This is a genomic window from Aeromonas sp. FL131, from assembly GCF_049860615.1.
GTDB lineage: Bacteria > Pseudomonadota > Gammaproteobacteria > Enterobacterales > Aeromonadaceae > Aeromonas > Aeromonas hydrophila.
The window spans coordinates 619,931-637,655 of the sequence record NZ_CP187595.1 but is presented as its reverse complement, the minus strand read 5'-3'; the positions used below and the strand labels follow the sequence as shown (position 1 = coordinate 637,655).

At 63.4% G+C, this 17,725-nt stretch carries 16 protein-coding genes; 6 read left to right on the top strand and 10 right to left on the bottom strand.

Going from position 1 to position 17,725, the window contains the following annotated elements; all coding sequences use genetic code 11:
* Window position 1: 1 nt before the first annotated feature.
* The 4 genes from ACPW75_RS03090 to ACPW75_RS03075 form a co-directional block, all read right to left on the bottom strand.
* A complete protein-coding gene (locus ACPW75_RS03090) occupies window positions 2–1,570 on the bottom strand; it encodes an ATP-binding protein (RefSeq protein WP_077096217.1) in 1,569 nt (522 codons plus the stop codon).
* A 17-nt stretch (window positions 1,571–1,587) separates the two neighbouring features.
* Window positions 1,588–3,138 (bottom strand): NAD-dependent malic enzyme, encoded by a 1,551-nt coding sequence (locus ACPW75_RS03085; RefSeq protein WP_190283704.1) that lies wholly within the window; start codon window positions 3,136–3,138, stop codon window positions 1,588–1,590.
* Between the two features lie 11 nt (window positions 3,139–3,149).
* Window positions 3,150–4,457 carry a 2-hydroxycarboxylate transporter family protein gene (locus tag ACPW75_RS03080; RefSeq protein WP_077096218.1) on the bottom strand — a complete coding sequence of 436 codons (1,308 nt, stop codon included), beginning with the start codon at window positions 4,455–4,457 and terminating at the stop codon, window positions 3,150–3,152.
* Window positions 4,458–5,001: 544 nt separating this feature from the next.
* A complete protein-coding gene (locus tag ACPW75_RS03075; protein WP_073349272.1) occupies window positions 5,002–5,193 on the bottom strand; it encodes a hypothetical protein in 192 nt (63 codons plus the stop codon).
* Between the two features lie 319 nt (window positions 5,194–5,512).
* Here ACPW75_RS03075 and slyA point away from each other — a divergent pair, with 319 nt between their 5' ends.
* The 5 genes from slyA to ACPW75_RS03050 all read left to right on the top strand — a co-directional run bounded on the left by slyA (window position 5,513) and on the right by ACPW75_RS03050 (window position 9,472).
* A complete protein-coding gene (slyA, locus tag ACPW75_RS03070) occupies window positions 5,513–5,986 on the top strand; it encodes a transcriptional regulator SlyA (protein WP_077096219.1) in 474 nt (157 codons plus the stop codon).
* 1 nt (window position 5,987) lies between these two features.
* Window positions 5,988–7,043, top strand: coding sequence for an HlyD family secretion protein (locus ACPW75_RS03065; protein WP_073349270.1), 1,056 nt, complete (start codon window positions 5,988–5,990; stop codon window positions 7,041–7,043).
* Between the two features lie 10 nt (window positions 7,044–7,053).
* Window positions 7,054–8,082 (top strand): DUF2955 domain-containing protein, encoded by a 1,029-nt coding sequence (locus ACPW75_RS03060; RefSeq protein ID WP_077096220.1) that lies wholly within the window; start codon window positions 7,054–7,056, stop codon window positions 8,080–8,082.
* A 141-nt stretch (window positions 8,083–8,223) separates the two neighbouring features.
* On the top strand, window positions 8,224–8,985 hold the full coding sequence (locus ACPW75_RS03055; protein WP_029301550.1) for a substrate-binding periplasmic protein: 762 nt from the start codon (window positions 8,224–8,226) through the stop codon (window positions 8,983–8,985).
* Window positions 8,986–9,112: 127 nt separating this feature from the next.
* Window positions 9,113–9,472 carry an MliC family protein gene (locus ACPW75_RS03050; RefSeq protein WP_077096221.1) on the top strand — a complete coding sequence of 120 codons (360 nt, stop codon included), beginning with the start codon at window positions 9,113–9,115 and terminating at the stop codon, window positions 9,470–9,472.
* Between the two features lie 31 nt (window positions 9,473–9,503).
* Here the strand turns inward: ACPW75_RS03050 and ACPW75_RS03045 are convergent, their stop codons facing one another.
* From ACPW75_RS03045 to nrdD, 4 genes are all read right to left on the bottom strand, one after another.
* Window positions 9,504–9,896 carry an energy transducer TonB gene (locus tag ACPW75_RS03045; RefSeq protein ID WP_077096222.1) on the bottom strand — a complete coding sequence of 131 codons (393 nt, stop codon included), beginning with the start codon at window positions 9,894–9,896 and terminating at the stop codon, window positions 9,504–9,506.
* A gap of 144 nt (window positions 9,897–10,040) precedes the next feature.
* Window positions 10,041–10,211 carry a YqaE/Pmp3 family membrane protein gene (locus tag ACPW75_RS03040; RefSeq protein ID WP_005303354.1) on the bottom strand — a complete coding sequence of 57 codons (171 nt, stop codon included), beginning with the start codon at window positions 10,209–10,211 and terminating at the stop codon, window positions 10,041–10,043.
* A gap of 64 nt (window positions 10,212–10,275) precedes the next feature.
* A complete protein-coding gene (gene nrdG, locus ACPW75_RS03035) occupies window positions 10,276–10,785 on the bottom strand; it encodes an anaerobic ribonucleoside-triphosphate reductase-activating protein (RefSeq protein ID WP_077096223.1) in 510 nt (169 codons plus the stop codon).
* Window positions 10,786–10,881: 96 nt separating this feature from the next.
* Complete coding sequence (gene nrdD, locus ACPW75_RS03030) at window positions 10,882–12,999, bottom strand: anaerobic ribonucleoside-triphosphate reductase (RefSeq protein WP_016349909.1); 2,118 nt, start codon at window positions 12,997–12,999, stop codon at window positions 10,882–10,884.
* Between the two features lie 442 nt (window positions 13,000–13,441).
* Here nrdD and ACPW75_RS03025 point away from each other — a divergent pair, with 442 nt between their 5' ends.
* A complete protein-coding gene (locus tag ACPW75_RS03025; protein ID WP_011705146.1) occupies window positions 13,442–14,419 on the top strand; it encodes an ABC transporter substrate-binding protein in 978 nt (325 codons plus the stop codon).
* A gap of 73 nt (window positions 14,420–14,492) precedes the next feature.
* On the opposite strand, the gene ligA is transcribed toward ACPW75_RS03025, so the two are convergent.
* Both ligA and zipA read right to left on the bottom strand, forming a co-directional pair.
* Window positions 14,493–16,499: an NAD-dependent DNA ligase LigA gene (gene ligA, locus ACPW75_RS03020; RefSeq protein ID WP_077096224.1), complete on the bottom strand. Its 2,007-nt coding sequence runs from the start codon at window positions 16,497–16,499 to the stop codon at window positions 14,493–14,495.
* 99 nt (window positions 16,500–16,598) lie between these two features.
* A complete protein-coding gene (zipA, locus tag ACPW75_RS03015) occupies window positions 16,599–17,711 on the bottom strand; it encodes a cell division protein ZipA (protein WP_011705144.1) in 1,113 nt (370 codons plus the stop codon).
* Between the last annotated feature and the right edge of the window lie 14 nt (window positions 17,712–17,725).

Genomic DNA, 17,725 nt, shown 5'->3' with positions numbered 1-17,725 from the left:
ATCACACCAATTGGTTTTTATTCAAGTAGATACCGAACAGAGTCGTCTGTTCGGCGGTGCGGCGCCATTCTATCACACCCCCTCGCCTGGCCACCGTCTCCTTGACCAGGAACAGGCCGACACCGTGATCGCCGGTCTGGCGGCTGATGCCGTAATCAAACAGATGGTCCGCCAGCGCCTCGTCCACCCCCTCACCGCTGTCCTCCACCTCGATCACCAGCCGGCGCCCGAAGTCGTTGAGGGAGATGAGCACCCGTGGCGGGCACTGCTTGCGCCGGGCCCAGGCGGCGCGGATGCCGTTGTCCAGCAGGTTGCCGATGAGGGTGATGAGATCCGCCGACACCGCTGCCGGGTACTCGCCCAGCGCCGAATCGGGATCCAGCACCAGCTCCACCCCGAGCTCGCGAGCCCGGCTGAACTTGCCGAGGATGAGCCCGGCCACCGGCTTGTCCTCGATGGCCCGCAGCAGATCGTGCAGCATGGTCTGGCACGCCTCGCTCTCCTGCTGGATGAGCTCCACCGCCTGATCCACGTGGCCCAGCTGCAGCAGGCCGGAGAGGCTGCTGAGCTTGTTGGCGAACTCGTGGGTCTGCATCCGCAGCATCTCGGCATACTGGCGCAGGTGAGTCACCTGCATGCCGAGGCTGCCGGTCACCTCGGGGCGGCTGAAGATCAGCAGCCGACCGGGGATCTTGCCCTCCACCGCCTGCCAGCGCCCGATGAACGACTCGCCGTGCACGGTGAAGCCGAGCTCGGTCTCGAGCTGGGTCAGGGCGGGGGCGAGCGGCGGCGACAGCTCCGCCAGCGGCTGGCCAAGCAGGGAGTGGCGACCGGTGCCGGGCAGGCGCAGCTGGTAAAACGCGGCGCTGTTGAGCATGCGGATGTGGCCGTGGCTGTCGAGGGCGATCACCCCCTCCGAGATGTGCTCCAGCACCAGCTCCTGCAGCACGAAGCGGTTGACGATGGTCTCCGGCTCCAGATCCAGCAGGGTGCGGCGCAGCCGATGCTGGATCCAGAGCGCCAGCAGCAGGCCGCAGCCCAGCACGGCGCCGATGGCGCTGATGAGCAGGGCGATCCGATCCAGATAGATACCCTCCACCGTCTGCATCAGATAGCCCACCACCACGGCGCCGATGGCGCGCCCGTCCGCCCCGATCACCGGGGCGAAGCAGCGAATGGCCGGCCCCAGGGTACCCACGTCCTTGGAGCAGTAACTGCTGCGCTCGTTGAGGGAGGGCCAGATATCCTCGCCACGAAACAGGCCGCCCACCAGCTCCGGGGAAGGGTGGCTCAGCCGGCGGGCATGCTCGTCGGTCACCACCATGTAGGCGGCATCGGTGCGGCTGCAGATCCCCTGCACATAGTCGCGCAGACCCGGATCGCTCCCCCACTCCAGCGCCTGTACCACCCGCTGGTCCGCCGCCAGCACTCGCGCCAGATCCCCCCCCTTCTCCTCCAGGTTCACTTCCAGCAGGTGGCGGATAAAAAGCGCCAGCAGGCTGCCCAGGATGACGATCAGGAGCAGTGACAGGCCCAGGGAGAGGGTGACCAGTTGGTGACGCAGTTTCATCGATTAGCCTTGCAACATCAGGACGCGGACCAATAGTGCGGGCGCCACCAGGTCTGGTCAATCAAAGGTGCGGGATCACCGGCAAAATCCGCCAGCCCCTCGGCACGGGCACACAGTGCCACCGCCCTCGCCACGGCGCGGGCCACCTCCCCCACCTGCTCGATAGGGGGCAGCAGCCGCCCTTCGGCCAGTGGATAGGCGCCCACCGCCTGCACCGCCGCCCGCAACATGCCGTCGCTGATGCGCCGCGCCTTGACCGCGCAGGCACCGAGGCCGATACCCGGGAACACATAGACATTGTTGCACTGGGAGACAACTCGCGGCGCCCCGTCCACTGTCACCGGCGGGAAGGGGCTGCCGGTGGCGAGCAGAGCGCGCCCGCCGGTAGCCTGCCACACCAGGGCTGGGGTCGCCTCGGCGCTGCGGGTGGGGTTGGAGAGCGGCAGGATCACCGGCCGCTCGCACACCTCCCCCATGGCCGTCAGCACCGCCTCGTCAAACAAGCCGCCCTGACCGCTCACCCCGATCAGCACCCCGGGGCGCAGCCGCTCGATGAGCGCAACCAAGGAGTGGCACGCCTCCGCCGCCGGGCGGGCGAACGGCTGCTGGGCCGGGGTGAGCCCGGCACGGTCCTGGCAGACCAGGCCATCCTGATCGAACAGTTGCACCCGCGCCGTGCTGCCCGCCAGTTGGGCCAGCATGGCGGCGATGCCGCAGCCGGCTGAACCAGCCCCGACGATCAGCACCGGGGTCTCGGCAAGCACACTGCCCGCCTGCTGCAGTCCCGCCAGCACGCAGGCCGATGCCACCGCCGCCGTGCCCTGGATGTCGTCGTTGAACATGCAGAGCTCATCGCGGTAGCGGGCCAGCAAATTGGCGGCATGCTTGCCGGCAAAGTCTTCAAACTGCAGCACCACCTCGGGCCAGCGTTTACGAATGGCGGCCACCACCTTGTCCATGAACTGGTAGTAAGGCTCGCCATCCACCCGCGGCGCCTGCCAGCCAAGGTAGGAGTCATCTTCCAGCAGCTCGGGGTTGTTGGTGCCCACATCCACGCACAGCGGCAGGGTGCGCGCCGGGTTGATGCCGCCGGCGGCGGAGTAGAGCGCCAGCTTGCCGATGCAGATCCCCATGCCGCCGATGCCGAGATCGCCGAGCCCCAGCACCCGCTCGCCGTCGGAGATGACGATGACGTCCACCTCCTGCTCCACCGCCGCAAAAATGTCATCCAGCTCGTCCCGATCGTGCCAGGAGAGATAGAGGCCGTGGCTGCGCAGATAAAGGTCGCTGTGGCGCTGACACGCCTCTCCCACCACCGGGGTGTAGATGATGGGCAACAGCTCCGGCAGATGGTGGCGCACCAGCTCGTAAAACAGTACCGGGTTGTCCTCCTGCAGCTGGCGCAGCAGCAGGTGCTGATCAAACGGGCTCTGCATGGCCGAAACCAGCCGGTAGATGCGGCGCCGCTGCTGGGCCAGCGACTCCTCCTTGTGAGGCATGCGCCCCATCAGTCCCTGTCGCTTACGTTCGGCATAGGGCAGGCTGGTGCCCATCATGATGTCGTTCATTATCTTGTTCCTTATGCCAGCAGCGAAATGAGCAGGGTGGCCAGGATCAGCATGACGGCCCCCCCGAGACGAGAAGAGATCTGGGCAAACGGCATCAGCGTCATACGCTGGGCCGCCGAGAGCACGGCCACGTCGCCGGTGCCTCCCATGTTGGCCATGCACAGACCGCCGGTGATGGCTGCCTCGATGGGGTAGAAGCCGATCATCCGCCCCACCAGCGCCGCCCCCAGGGCACCGCCGACCACGGTCACCAGCACCAGCACGAAGTAGCTGACCGAGAAGGCGCTGATGAGCTCGGGGATGCTGGTGTAGGCGACACCGATCCCCACCAGCAGGGAGGGGGTCAGGTTGCTGACCACGAACTGATACCAGTCGGCCGCCGCCTGCTCGTAACGACGGGGCAGCAGGCCGCTCACCTTGATGACGGCCACCGCCAGGATCATCAGGGCGAATGGGTGCATGGGGATGAAGTTGCCGAGCAATGAGCCCAGCACGAACATGCTGGAGCTGATGAAGAGCCCGAGGCCCAGGCTCTCCAGGGTCGGCGCCTGCACCTTCTCTTCGGCCACGCCAGCAGCACTCTCTTTTATCATCAGCTTGCCGTTGCCGGTCAGGGAGGGGTAGCGGCGACCGAGGCGGGCCAGCAAGGTCCCCACCAGGATCGCCAGGGTGTTGGCGATCACCACCGCCGGCACCATGCGCGACAGCAGATCGGCGCTCGACATCTGCAGCGGCCCGGAGAGGATCTCCACCAGCGGCACGGCGCCGGCCCCCATGCCGCCGCCCATGATGGGCAGACCGATCAGCAGCACCGCATTCTTGAAGCCATAGCCCATCAGGGCGCCCACCATACCGACGCTGAGCAGCGCCAGCGCGACGCCCCCCAGGATCACCGGCAAGTAGCGCATGGCGGCGTTTTTCAGCAGGGCGCCGCTCATGCCGAACACCGAGCCGGTTACCAGGCTGGCGATGAAGAAGTTGAGAAAGCCCCCCTCCTTCATGAAGCCGATGATCACCTGGCCCGCCTCGACGGGCAGGATCCGGTATTCAAACAGGGCGGCGCCGCCGAAGATGGCGAGTATGGTGCCGCCCCCCAGGTATTCACGGATGGGGGTGATGCGCTCCCCCAGCTCGGTCAGCAGGGTGCCGAGCACGAACATCAATGCCAGCGCACCGACCATGCCGAGTGGCAGAGAGCCGTTCCAGCCCGAGAAGAGTACGCAGGTGGCAAGCCCGAGGAAGATCATCATGGGCATGCCGGCAATCTGTCGGTCGCCAAACAGCGCGATCCGGGTCTGTGGGGTAGAGAGGTTTTTCATTGTTATGCTCCAGCGTGTGGTGTGGCGCCACTCTAGCCATCTCTCTCGCCCCTGTCGGTTAGCCTGTCTGCAAAGGCATATAAAAACATTAAATTCTTAAACGTTATGGCTGGCAGAGGATGCCGTCCGACCTGTCATTGGCATTATTCGGACGCACTATTGTGCCGCGCCAATCAAACCGGTGGGCACTCATCCCTCAATGCCAGCAGGCTCTTGATGGGGCCATTATCAAATAACGATTAAATAATGGGCGGCATACTTTCTCAATAATGGGAAACCATGCTTGCCCCGCTCCATGCTATTTCGACAGATCACAAGCAAGGATTGAGTGGCGATCTCAAGATCGGTAAATCCCAATCAGATAAACCGCCGCAGACCGGAAGAGACAACTGGAAGATTGTGGGCGTGCGATCACGCCGAGGCCCACAAGGATGATCTGCCCAGGCAGGCCGTGCCTGCCTCAGGGAGCGTTTGAGCCGATACAAGCGGGCCCTGCAACAGACCGTCAGATGATGATAACGGCCTCATGACACCAACCGAAAAACTATTCGGCTAATAACAGTGGAATATTGGCAGGGTCAAATTCATGACAGGTTTCGGTACTTTCCAGGCTGAGCCCATAATGGCCATCGGCAACATATTCCACCTCCACCAACAGGCTCTCGATGGAGAAATGGGGGTCACCCGATTCATATCGTTCCACAGCTATCGTCTCCCTGTTTAGCTGACCCATCAATATTAGTGGATAAAAAGCAGCCTGCCGAATTCAGATAATATTTTTCTGCCACCAACATGATCGGCCATGGCTATTCCAAGGCTATTTTCAGCACGGATTGGTGAGATGATTTGGTTATTTCACCGGCCCATGGCGGGAATGATTCACCCAAATTGGCTCGCGGCAGACACGGGTGGCTGCCAACAGGACGTTCAAACCCAACAAGCAAGCTCCACAAGAAACCTACCTCCAATTTTCATAAACAAGATCGCGATCACACTATTTACTTAGCCTGCTAAACAACTACAATGCTTAGCAAGCTAAGTAAATGGAGAGCCTCATGATGAAGGATCTGGAAATGCTGCGCGAGCTGTCCCTCGCCGAGCGGGTCGGCCGACTGCATCGGCTGTGGCGCACCGTGGCCGATCTCGAACTGGCCCCCCTCGGCCTCACCCACCCCCGCTGGACGGCATTGTGGAAGCTGAGCCGGCTCGGTGGCCACCTCAGCCAGAAGACCCTGGCCGAAGCGCTGGAGATCGAACTGCCCTCCCTGATGCGCACCCTGGGCCAGCTGGAAGAGCAGGGGCTGGTGGAGCGCCACTGCTGCAGTCAGGACAAGCGGGTCCGCATCGTCACCCTGACCCCGGCCGGCAAGGCGCTGCTCGACCAGATTGAAGATCGCATCATGGAGATACGCCGGGAGCTGCTCGCCGGCATCAGCCAGCGGGAGCTGGAACAGTTTGAAGATATCGTGCACCGCATCTGTGCCAATGCCCTCGGCAAGATAGGTGCACAGAGTGAAGAGAGAGAGTGAAATGACCCCGGATCAACAATTCAAGCGCTGGATAAAATGGGCCATGGGCGCCTTCGTACTGGTGTTTGCCTACTTCCTGCTGGCCGACCTCAAGATGCCGCTCACCCCGCAAGCCATGGCGACCCGCGTCGTGACCAAGATGGCGCCCCAGGTCAGCGGCAAGGTGGTCGAGGTGGCCGTCGGCAACAACCAGCACGTCAAGCAGGGCGACCTGCTGTTCGTGCTCGATCCCGCCCCCTTTGAACTCGCGGTGGAGCAGGCCCGCCTCGCCCTGGCCCAGGCCGAGCAGCAGAATCGCCAGCTCGATGCCACCCTCAATGCCGCCAGCGCCGACTTCAGTTCGCTGCAGACCCAGGCTGCCCTCAAGCTGCGGGAGGCCGAGCGCATCGACGCCCTCTATCGCCGCCACATGGTCTCCGAACAGCAGAAGGATGACGCCGACAGCGCGTTTCGCACCGCCCAGGCCAACCTGCTGGCCAGCAAGGCCCGCATGACCCAGGCCCGGGTCAACCGTGGTCTGCCCGGCGATGACAACCTGCTGCTGCGCCAGGCCCGCAACCGTCTCGCCCAGGCCGAGCTCAACCTCGCCTACAGCCGGGTTCACGCCAGCCAGGACGGCATCATCACCAACCTGCAGCTCAAGCCGGGCAGCTTCGCCGCGGCGGGTGCACCGCTGCTGGCGCTGGTCTCCGAGCAGGTGGACGTGATCGCCGATTTTCGCGAGAAGAGCCTCCGTCACGTCAATCAGGACAGCCAGGCACTGGTCGCCTTCGATGGTGAGCCGGGTCGCCTCTATCAGGCCCGGGTCACCAGCCTGGATGCCGGGGTCAGCGCCGGCCAGTTCGATGCCAACGGCCTCTTGGCCAGCCCCACCGAGTCGGATCGCTGGGTGCGCGACGCCCAGCGTCTGCGCCTGCACCTGGCGCTGGAACAGCTGCCCGCCCATCTGCCGGCCGGTGCCCGCGCCACCGTGCAGCTGCTGCCCGACAACGCCCTGACCGGACTGCTGGCCCGCGCCCAGATCCGCCTGCTCAGCCTGCTGCACTACATCTACTGAGGTGACGGCAATGACTTTGTGGCACAGGCCCCTCACCGCCAACGAACTGCGCCAATGCCTGCGCATCGCCTTTGGCAGCACCACCGGCTTTCTGCTCTGCAAGCTGTTTGGCTGGAACTACGGCGTCTTCTACACCGTCACGCCGGTGCTGCTGCTGGGCATGGTGCCGGTGATGAACGGCCATGCCGCCCGCCAGCTGATCGCCGCCGCCGTGGTCTGCGGGCTGGAAGTGGGGCTGCTGGGGGGGCTGTTTGGCGGCCATCCCGGTCTGATGGTTCCCATCGCCTTCCTGCTGTTTCTCTACCGCTTCGCCGCCATGTCGCAGGGCAGCCTGTTCCTGTTCGGTGCCAACGGGGTGTTGAGTCTCAGCATCATGCTGCACTTTGCCAGCTACCCGCAGACCGATCTCAACGACCTCATCTTCAGCAACCTGTGGGCCAGCGTGCTGTCGGTGCTCATCGCCTACCTGATGACGGCATTGATCCCGGACGTGGAGGAGCGCCCCAAACCGGCCCCCTCCCCCAAGGCACCGCACCGGATGCGGCACGAGGCGCTGCTTGGCGCCAGCATCGCCACCCTCTCCTTCATGGTGTTCCAGATCTTCGATCTGCGGGACTCCATGTCGGCCCAGGCCACGACCCTGCTGGTGCTCTTCCCCATGCACTGGGACGGCGCCCTGAGCTATGCCCGCAAACGGGCCATGGGCACCCTGCTCGGGGTGAGCTTCGGCCTGGTCAGCCAGCTGGTGCTCTACGACTGGTCGGGACTGCTGTTGCTGGTCGCCCCCATGCTCTGGCTTGGCGCCATGCTGTTCAGCCATGCCCATGTGAAGGAGGCGAGCGGTTCCGGGGTCGGCTTCGGTGCCCTCACCACCCTCGGCATCCTGTTCGGCCAATACCTGACGCCGGGCAACGATCTGGTGTTCAGCGCCCTCTACCGGGTCAGCAGCATCTTGTTTGCCATCGTCGCCACCCTGCTGGCCTGTTACCTCATCCACCGACTGCTTAACCGCTTCGAGGCCACTCGGTTCGGTTATTGACCCCCTGTTGTTAGCTCAAGGATGTGCTGCCTTTCGCCCCGCTATGCCTACCGGGGCGTTTTTTTGCCTTCCGTTTGGCGGCACCTGCGGCCAGCCCCAGCAACTATGCTTGCTAGGGCAGTCGGCAACAGGAGAGAGACCATGGCACGAGCAGCATACATCCACTGGTTGGCAATCACTCTGCTGCTGGGGATGACCTGTGCCCGGGCAGAGCAGGTGCTCATTGCCGCCGAGGATGACTGGGCCCCCTACTGCGCCCTCGACAAGCAGAGCGGCCAACCGCAGGGGTTGGCCCCCGAGCTGGTGAAGGCGGCCTTTGCCGCCGAGGGAGTCGACGTCGAGTTTCGTACCATCCCCTTCGCCCGCTGCATGTACGAGGCACGCAGCGACAAGGTGCTCGGCTGCTTCGATGCCACCATCACCGAGGAGAACCGCTACCAGTACTTCTGGCACGAGACCCCCATGTTCGAGGAGGATCTCGCCATCTTCGCCCTGGCCCGCGAACCGCGCCGGGATCTCAAGCTCACCTCGCTGGAACAGAAGACGGTGGGCATCACCCTTGGCTACACCTACCCCACCGACTTCATGGAAAACCCCAGGATCACCCGCTTCCAGGCCAAGTCCGACGCCCAGATCATCGAGATGCTGGTGCGCGGCCGGGTCGACTACATCCTGATGAACGAGATGCCGGGCTACCTCAAGATCCAGCAAAAACAGCTGAGCGGGAAGGTGGTCAAGGTGGGCAAGATCTCCACCGACGGTTTCTGGCTCGCCTTCTCTCGCGCCCACCCTCAGGGTGAGGCGATGGCCAAGCGCTTCGAGGAGGGGCTGCAGAAGATCCGCAACAACGGCACCTACGAGGCACTGGTGCGCGCCTTCGAGGCCAGACTCGGCCTGCATTGAGCCGCGGCTCATTAGCGCTTCTTTTGACGCCCATGGACGCATATCGACGCAAGCCGGGTCGAGGCGCATTGCGCCCCTTTGGCAAGCTGTTAGGATCACGCCCGGATGACACCGATGGAGAATCAACATGAAGCACGCCAACCTTCTGCTGCTGGGCATCGCGAGCCTGACCCTGCTGAGCGGCTGCGAACGCGGCGCCGGCACCCTGAGCGTGACCGGTGGCGATCCCGTCACCTATCTGTGTGAACAGGGCCAACGGGTGCAGGTACGCTACTTCGCCCTCTCCGATCAGAGCCTGAACTTCGTCAAGCTGGCGCTGCCAGACGGCAAGGATTACACCCTGCCACAGAGCGTTTCCGCCTCCGGCGCCCGCTACACCGACGACCATGAGGCCATCTGGTGGAACAAGGGAGATGAAGGCTTTGTCGAGATGCGCGACAAGGATGGCGAGTGGCAGAGCGTCTACAACGACTGCAAGCAGCAGTAAACAGCAACCCCGGCCAGGCCGGGGTTGCTCATTACTCCACTTCAATCTCGTAGCGACCCACCACTCGCACCGGAATGGCCTGCGGGTTCTGCTCCGACACGCGATAGCGGGTCTTGGCCAGCCCCGACAGGGCGATCAGGTTCAGCACCCCGGGCGGCTCCGAGGCCACAATCTCTGGGCTGAACAGATTGCCGTTGGAGTCGATGAGATAACGGATCTCCACATAGCCCTTGACAGGCAGCTTGGCTGGCGCGCCGCCCACCGGTTCAAACGGGGGCACCTCGCCATCCTGCACCCAGTATTTGCCAAGCTCGGCCATGGTCACCTCCAGCGGCGGCTGGTTCAGTTTCACGGTGGGACTGGGGCTGGCACAGCCCCCCATCAGACCGAACACAGTGCCCAGCAGCAAGACCTTCAAACCCATTCAACACTCCTTGTTGAGTCCGATCAGAGGGGTCACCCCTCTCCGGCAGGGTTGCCGGCCCATTACTGTAACAATCGGAACCCGTTTGAGCAGCATAAAAAAAGCCAACCCCATCGTGGTGGCTTTTGGCAAAGCGGCTCAGCGTCAGCCGCGCTTGTCGCTCACCACCAGCCAGAGCGCATGCACCATGCCGGGCAGGCCACCGAGCAGGGTCAGCACTATGTTGATCAGAAAATGCAGGCTGAAGCCCACCTGAAGAAAGGCACAGACCGGGGGCAGAAAGATGGCCAGCAGGATCTTGAGCAGATTGTTCATCTCGGATTTCCTCGTCAACGATGTCACAGGGATGGCAATGGGCTAACCATAAACATCCCTGGCTTCAACTGCAAACCAGACAGGGAATGCGCTCACCCCCTTCCCGCCAGGCGTTGAGGTCGTGGATGACCTGATTGCTGCTGCCGCGCCAGAGCAGGCCGGGATCCGCCAGCCCCTTCTCGAACTTGCCATCCACCAGCACGTCCAGCAAGGCCACCAGCTCGCGCTGGGCCGGGCTGAGCTCGCCAAGCAGATAGCCGGTCCAGCACCAGATGTCCTTGCCGGGGCACTCGGCGCGCACCCGCCGCACCAGCGCCAGCACCTGAGGCACGTTGGCGGGGTGGAGTGGATCGCCGCCGGAGAGCGACAGTCCGCGCCGCTTGATGCGCGTGTCGTTGAGATCCGCGATGACGCGATCGCTCATCGCCTCGTCAAACGGCTTGCCGCCGTCTAGCCGCCAGGTGCTCTGGTTGTAGCAGCCGGGGCACTGATGTTCGCAGCCCGAGACGAACAGGGTGGCGCGGGTGCCGGGGCCGTTGATCACATCGACCGGGTAGTATTGGTGGTAGTGCATCGCTTGTTTCCTGCCTCCTTCATGGGTGTGCAAACGGTCGCCACCCCATGAAAATGGCCCCTTGCAACAGGGGCCAGCGCTTCATCGTTACCGCACTTACATATGTTTGACGCGGCGCTTCACCTCTTCCTGCTTGCCCGCATTGAAGGGGCGCGCATCCGGGCTGCCGAGGTAACCGCAGACGCGGCGGGTCACCGACACCTTGGCCGGGTCGTGGTTGCCGCAACGCGGGCAGGTGAAGCCCTTGGAGGTGCACTCGAACTCACCGGTGAAGCCGCAGTCGTAGCACTCGTCGATGGGGGTGTTGGTTCCGTAGTAGGGCACCTTGTCATAGCTGTAGTCCCAGACGTTCTCCAGCGCTTCCAGATTGTGCTGGATGTTGGGGTACTCGCCGTAGCAGATGAAGCCGCCACTGGCGATGGGCGGATAGGGCGCCTCGAAGTCCAGCTTGTCGTACGGGTTGACCTGCTTCTCCACGTCGAGGTGGAAGCTGTTGGTGTAGTAGCCCTTGTCGGTCACCCCCGCCACCACGCCAAACTCCTTGGCGTCGATGCGGCAGAAGCGGGAGCAGAGGTTCTCGCTCGGGGTGGAGTAGAGGCTGAAACCGTAGCCGGTCTCCTCCTTCCACTCGTCGGTGGCCGCCTTGAGGCGCGCAATGATGGCGATGGCCTTCTGCTGCAGTTCGGCGCTGTCAAACAGGTGCACCTGGTCGCCAAACAGGGCGTTGATGGTCTCGTGTACCCCGATGTAGCCAAGCGAAATGGAGGCGCGACCGTGCTTGAAGATCTCGCTGACGTTGTCGTCCGCCTTCAGGCGTACCCCGCAGGCCCCTTCCATGTAGAGGATGGGCGCGACCCGGGCCTTGACCCCGTCGAGGCGCTTGATGCGGTACATCAGTGCGGTCTTGGCTACCCGCAAGGCGGCGTCCAGCTTGTCCCAGAAATCCGCTTCATCGCGGGATTTCAGGGCGATGCGCGGCAGGTTGAGGCTCACCACACCTAAGTTGTTGCGCCCTTCGTGGACCAGCTCGCCGTGCTCCTCGTAGGCACCGAGGAAGGAGCGGCAGCCCATGGGAGTCTTGAAGGAGCCGGTCACCTTGACCACCTGGTCGTAGTTGAGGATGTCCGGGTACATCCGCTTGGAGGCGCACTCCAGCGCCAGCTGCTTGATGTCGTAGTTGGGATCACCCTGTTTGTGGTTGAGGCCATCCTTGATGGCGAACACCAGTTTCGGGAACACGGCGGTCTTCTTGTTCTTGCCAAGGCCGGCGATGCGGTTGCTCAAGATGGCGCGCTGGATCAGGCGTGACTGCCAGCTGTCGCCGAGGCCAAAGCCGAAGGTGACGAACGGGGTCTGACCATTGGCGGTGTGCAGGGTGTTGACCTCGTACTCCAGTGACTGGAAGGCGTCGTAACACTCCTTCTCGGTGCGGGCCATGGCGTAGGCATCCACATCGCTGATGCCCCACTCCAGCGCCACTTCCCGGTGCTTCTCCCAGCTGATGGTCACATAGGGGGCCAGCACTTCGTCGATGCGGTTGATGGTGGTGCCGCCATAGATGTGGCTCGCCACCTGGGCGATGATCTGGGCCGTGACCGCGGTGGCGGTGCTGATGGACTTGGGAGTGTCGATCTCCGCGTTGCCCATCTTGAAGCCGTGGGTCAGCATCCCCTTCAGGTCGATCAACATGCAGTTGAACATGGGGAAGAAGGGGGAGTAGTCGAGATCGTGGAAGTGCAGATCGCCGCTCTCGTGGGCCTGTACCACATCGCGGGGCAGCATGTGGCTGGTGGCGTAGTGCTTGGCAACGATGCCCGCCAGCAGGTCACGCTGGGTCGGGATCACCTTGGAATCCTTGTTGGCGTTCTCGTTGAGCAGGGCCGCGTTGGTCTGCTCCACCAGGCCGCGGATCTCCTGAGCCAGCCGGCCGCGCGCCTCGCGGGCCTGATCCCGGTCGTGACGGTATTCGATGTAGGCACGGGCGATGGCCTTGTCGTCGGAGGCCATCAGGTGGTTCTCGACCCGGTTCTGGATCTCGTGGATGTCCACTTCCCCTCGTCCTTCCAGCTCCTGGGTGACGGCGGCGGCAATGCGCTCGGCCAGCGCCGGACTGGCCTGATTGACCGCTTCTGCCGCTCGGCCCACCGCCTCGGCAATCAGCTGGGCATTGAATGGTGCGCGACATCCATCACGTTTGATCACAACCGGTTTCATGGATTTTCCCCGTTAAAAAGGCCAGGCTCTCGCCCTCGGCTTACCCTTGTTTGGCCCCCTTCTCCACGCCTCGTCCTCGGCGCAAATAAATTCAGCCGAGGCTTGACAAGCCAGGGCTGACGATGAGAAGGGAACAGCTTGTACACAGCTTAATAACACAACATATAGGGATTAAAAACGAATGCAGCCCTATATGTGGTGTCTATTAGGCACCAAAGCGTGACCGTATTTCTTGATCCAGAACAGGTTTTGAGGCGAGTGGCGCAGTTCCCGACCAGTCACAAACGGCCCCATACAAGACCCAATTCAAGCCTGATGCGGGCTGGCGCCCGATACCGGCCAGAGGGAAAAAGATTTCCCTTCCGACAGTAATTGACCGGGACAGGTTTGCACCAAGATGGACATAATGAATGACAACTCCTCTTGTTCGATGGGAAGCGACATGACCAACCCGCTATTGCTGCTACTGCTGCTGTGTGCCCTCCCGTTGCGGTTGTGGGCGGCCGAAATTCTGGTGATCAGCAGCTACCACCCCGAATACCTGTGGGATCAGAGCTACAACGCCAGCCTGGCCGCCAACCTCAAGGGCGACCACCACATCAGCCACTTCTACATGGATACCAAACGCCGCCCCGCCGAGGAGTTTGATCAGATAGCCGAGCAGGCGCTCGCCTACTATCGTCAGGTGAAACCGGATCTGGTGGTGCTCGGTGATGACAACGCCATCAACTACCTGGCCAGCGACATCGCCTCCCTCGGCACCCCGGTAGTGTTTCTCGGCATGAACGAGAACCCGCGCCACAAGGGGCTGGTCGGCCACCCCAAGATCACCGGCGTGCTGGAGCGCCCCCTGCTCAAACGCAACATCAGCGAGATGAGCCAGCTGATGGGGGGGATCAAGAAGGCACTGGTGCTGTTTGACTCGAGCAACGTGGCGCTCACCGCCATCGAGGATGAATTCAAGACCCAGACCGAGCTGCGGGTCGGCCAAACCCGGGTCAACAGCCAGCTCATTGGTGACTACAGCCTGTGGCAGGAGGCCGTGCTCAATGCCAAGCAGAGTGGTTATGAAGCCATCTTCATCGGCCTCTACCACACCCTCAGCGACGAACAGGGCCGCCATGTGGATGAAAACAGGTTGCTGGAGTGGACCAGCGCCCACAGCCCGGTCCCGCTGTTCTGTTTCTGGGAATTTTCGGTGGGCAAGGGCAAGGCCATCGGTGGCCTGGTGCTGGATGGCCGTGATCAGGGGGCCAAGGCGGCCGAGCTGGTCAACGCCATCCTGGCGGGTGCCCAGCCCAAAACCCTGGCACCGCGCGCCGCCCTGCGTGGCGAGTATGTGTTCAGCAAGAGCGAGCTGGCCCGCTGGCAGCTCACCCTGCCCGACAAGTGGCGCTACAAGATCCTCTGGCGCGATTGAGCGCTGATCAGCGCCCCCATAACAAAGAACCCGGCCATGCCGGGTTCTTTGTTTCTCTTTCTGCGTGAGCGACTCAGCCCTGCAACGCCTGTTGCAGCTCCTCTTCACTCCAGACCGTGATGCCGAGCTCCTGGGCCTTGACCAGCTTGGAGCCTGCCGCCTCCCCCGCTACCAGCACATCGGTCTTGGCCGACACCGAGCCCGCCACCTTGGCCCCCAGCGCCTGCAGCGCCGCCTTGGCGTCGTTGCGCGACAAGGTGGTGAGGGTACCGGTCAGCACGAAGGTCTTGCCGGCAAAGGGTTGCTCCGCGGCCTCTTTCTTCTCGATGGCCGGCCAGTGGATACCGGCGGCCAGCAGGGCCTCCAGCACCTCGATGTTGTGAGGCTGGCGCAGGAAGTAGTAGACGTGCTTGGCCACTATGTCCCCCACGTCGGCCACTTCCAGCAACTGCTCCACCGAGGCGGCGCGCAGGGCATCCAGGGTGAGGAAGTGGTTGGCGAGGTTCAAGGCGGTCGCCTCCCCCACTTCGCGGATCCCCAGCGCAAACAGGAAGCGGGGCAGCGTGGTGCTGCGGGCCGCATCGATGGCCGCCACCAGATTGAGAGCCGACTTTTGCCCCATCCGCTCGAGCCCGGCCAGCTGGATGGCGTTGAGGCTGAACAAGTCTGCCGGCGTCTTCACCAGCCCCTTGTCCACCAGTTGCTCCACTATCTTGTCGCCAAGGCCGTCCACGTCCATGGCACGGCGGGCGGCGAAGTGCTTGATCGCCTCCTTGCGCTGCGCCTCGCAGAACAGGCCGCCGGAGCAGCGGGTCACCGCCTCTCCCTCCAGCCGCTCCACCGCCGAACCGCACACCGGGCACTCGGTCGGGAACAGGATCGCGCGGGCATCCGCCGGGCGCTGCGCCTCCACCACCGCCACTATCTGCGGGATCACGTCCCCGGCCCGGCGCACGATCACGGTGTCGCCGATCATCACACCGAGGCGCTCAATCTCGTCGGCATTGTGCAGGGTGGCGTTGGAGACGGTGACGCCGCCGACGAACACAGGTTTGAGCTTGGCCACCGGGGTCACGGCGCCGGTGCGGCCGACCTGGAACTCGACGTTCTCAAGCTCCGTCATCTCCTCCTGGGCCGGGAACTTGTGGGCGGTAGCCCAGCGCGGGGCGCGGGCCACAAAGCCCAGCTCCTCCTGCAGAGGGATGGCATCCACCTTGTAGACCACGCCGTCAATCTCGTAGGGGAGCTCGCCGCGGCGCACCAGGATGTCGTCGTGGAACGCCTGGCAACCAGCGGCCCCCTCTTTGAGCTTCACTTCGGGGCTGAGCGGCAGCCCCCACTCTTTGAGCTGATTGAGGCGACCGAAGTGAGAGCCACCGAGCTGCTCGCCGCCCACCCCCACGCCATAGGCGTAGAAGGCCAGCGGGCGGCTGGCGGTGATGCGCGAGTCGAGCTGACGCAGGCTGCCGGCAGCGGCATTGCGCGGGTTGACGAACACCTTCTCGCCAGCGGCCAGCGCCTTGGCGTTCATCGCCTCGAACCCCGCCTTGGGCATGAACACCTCGCCACGCACCTCCAGCCTGGCCGGCCAGCCCTCGCCGCGCAGGGACAAGGGAATGGCCTTGATGGTGCGCACGTTCTCGGTGATCTCCTCACCCGTGGTGCCATCGCCCCGGGTGGCGGCCTGCACCAGCTGGCCATCCACATAGAGCAGGCTCACCGCCAGACCGTCCAGCTTGGGCTCGCAGCAGAAGGTAAAGCTCACCTCCCGCTTGAGGCGATCGCGCATGCGCTGCTCGAAGGCCTGCAACTCCTCGCCGCTGAACACGTTGTCCAGGCTCAGCATGGGGATCTCGTGGCGCACCTGTTTGAAGGCGGTCAGCGGCTGGCCGCCCACCCGTACGCTCGGCGAGGCCGGCGTCTTCAGCTCGGGGTGTTCGGCTTCCAGCGCGATCAGCTCGCGCATCAGCCGATCGTATTCGGCGTCCGGCACCGTGGGGTTGTCCAGCACATAGTACTGATGACCGTACTCGATCAGCAGCTCACACAGTTGACGGTGGCGGGAGAGGATATCGCTCATGAAAAAGTCTCGAAGTGTGATGGAAAAACCGGCTAGCGGACCAATAAAAATGCGGCACCTGGGTACCGCACTTTTTATTCATTCGACCCGCATGGCGTATTAGTCGCGACTGGCCTCGTAGGCGGCCAGCTCATGCCGGTAACGGGCGATGGTTTCGTCGCTCAGCGGGCTGCGATCCATATCCGTCAGCATGGCATCGAGATCGCTGGCCAGCTGATCGGCGGCCTGCAGCATGTCCTCGAAGGCAAACGCAGCGTTGCTGCGCAACGGCAGCTGCATGAAGAGCGACACGCCCGGGGTGGCGAACTGCTCCATCCGGTACGGGTTGAAGGTGCCCGGCTTGACCATGTTGATCATGGAGAAGAGCACTTCTCCCTTGCCGTTCGGATCTTCATGGCGGTGGAAAATATCCATCTCGCCAAACTTGAAGCCCAGCGCCAGCAGGGAAGAGAGCAGGGTGGCCCCTTGCAGATCGTGACCCGGACGGCCCATCAGGTTGATGACATAGACATCCTGCCAGATCTTCTCGACCGGCGCGGCACGTACCGGCTCTTCATAGACGGGCTCCTCGTAGGCAGGCTCGGGGGCTGCATGACGGGGCTGCGCCTGGTATTCGGGAGCGGCGACCGGCGCCGGCTCGCGGGCACCGAAAGTGGGTGCGGTCGCGTAGGCGGGCTCGACCAGCGGCTCTTCGTCCAGCGGTTGCAGCAGCGGCTCGCGCTGGGGACGGGAACGGTGGACCGGGGTACGGCGAATGACCTGGGCGGGCTTGCGCACCGGCGCGGCAGGCACTTCCTCGACGGCAGCGGCAACCGGCTCCTCGAACTCCTCCTCGTCTTCTTCATAGACGGGGGGTGGCGGCACGGGGCGGGCGGCAGGCTTGCGTACCACGGGCGGCGGCAGATCGGCATCGTCATCTTCATCATCGAAGGCGGGCGCAGGCGCACGACGGCTGACTTCCGGCTGGCGGGGCTCATCATGGTGGAGTTTGGGCTCGGCACGACGGCCACCGCTGACCACTCGCACCTGACCGATGCCATCGCTGTCGAAGGCGTCGTTGTCACGATCCCGTGATTTGGATTCCATCCGGCCCAGAGGTTTCTCTTTGATCGGTGCCTGACGATTCTTTCTGTTGCTCCACAACCCGTGAATGAGCAATGCCGCGATGGCAATACCGCCCAGGGCAACCAAGATGTAACGCAATTCCTGCATTAGCTGCTTCTCTT

Excerpts from the sequence above, each read along its gene's own strand:
- ACPW75_RS03090 (WP_077096217.1), bottom strand. The coding sequence starts at position 1,570 with ATGAAACTGCGTCACCAACTGGTCACCCTCTCCCTGGGCCTGTCACTG.
- ACPW75_RS03085 (WP_190283704.1), bottom strand. The coding sequence starts at position 3,138 with ATGAACGACATCATGATGGGCACCAGCCTGCCCTATGCCGAACGTAAG.
- ACPW75_RS03080 (WP_077096218.1), bottom strand. The coding sequence starts at position 4,457 with ATGAAAAACCTCTCTACCCCACAGACCCGGATCGCGCTGTTTGGCGAC.
- slyA (WP_077096219.1), top strand. The coding sequence starts at position 5,513 with ATGATGAAGGATCTGGAAATGCTGCGCGAGCTGTCCCTCGCCGAGCGG.
- ACPW75_RS03065 (WP_073349270.1), top strand. The coding sequence starts at position 5,988 with ATGACCCCGGATCAACAATTCAAGCGCTGGATAAAATGGGCCATGGGC.
- ACPW75_RS03060 (WP_077096220.1), top strand. The coding sequence starts at position 7,054 with ATGACTTTGTGGCACAGGCCCCTCACCGCCAACGAACTGCGCCAATGC.
- ACPW75_RS03055 (WP_029301550.1), top strand. The coding sequence starts at position 8,224 with ATGGCACGAGCAGCATACATCCACTGGTTGGCAATCACTCTGCTGCTG.
- ACPW75_RS03050 (WP_077096221.1), top strand. The coding sequence starts at position 9,113 with ATGAAGCACGCCAACCTTCTGCTGCTGGGCATCGCGAGCCTGACCCTG.
- ACPW75_RS03045 (WP_077096222.1), bottom strand. The coding sequence starts at position 9,896 with ATGGGTTTGAAGGTCTTGCTGCTGGGCACTGTGTTCGGTCTGATGGGG.
- ACPW75_RS03040 (WP_005303354.1), bottom strand. The coding sequence starts at position 10,211 with ATGAACAATCTGCTCAAGATCCTGCTGGCCATCTTTCTGCCCCCGGTC.
- nrdG (WP_077096223.1), bottom strand. The coding sequence starts at position 10,785 with ATGCACTACCACCAATACTACCCGGTCGATGTGATCAACGGCCCCGGC.
- nrdD (WP_016349909.1), bottom strand. The coding sequence starts at position 12,999 with ATGAAACCGGTTGTGATCAAACGTGATGGATGTCGCGCACCATTCAAT.
- ACPW75_RS03025 (WP_011705146.1), top strand. The coding sequence starts at position 13,442 with ATGACCAACCCGCTATTGCTGCTACTGCTGCTGTGTGCCCTCCCGTTG.
- ligA (WP_077096224.1), bottom strand. The coding sequence starts at position 16,499 with ATGAGCGATATCCTCTCCCGCCACCGTCAACTGTGTGAGCTGCTGATC.
- zipA (WP_011705144.1), bottom strand. The coding sequence starts at position 17,711 with ATGCAGGAATTGCGTTACATCTTGGTTGCCCTGGGCGGTATTGCCATC.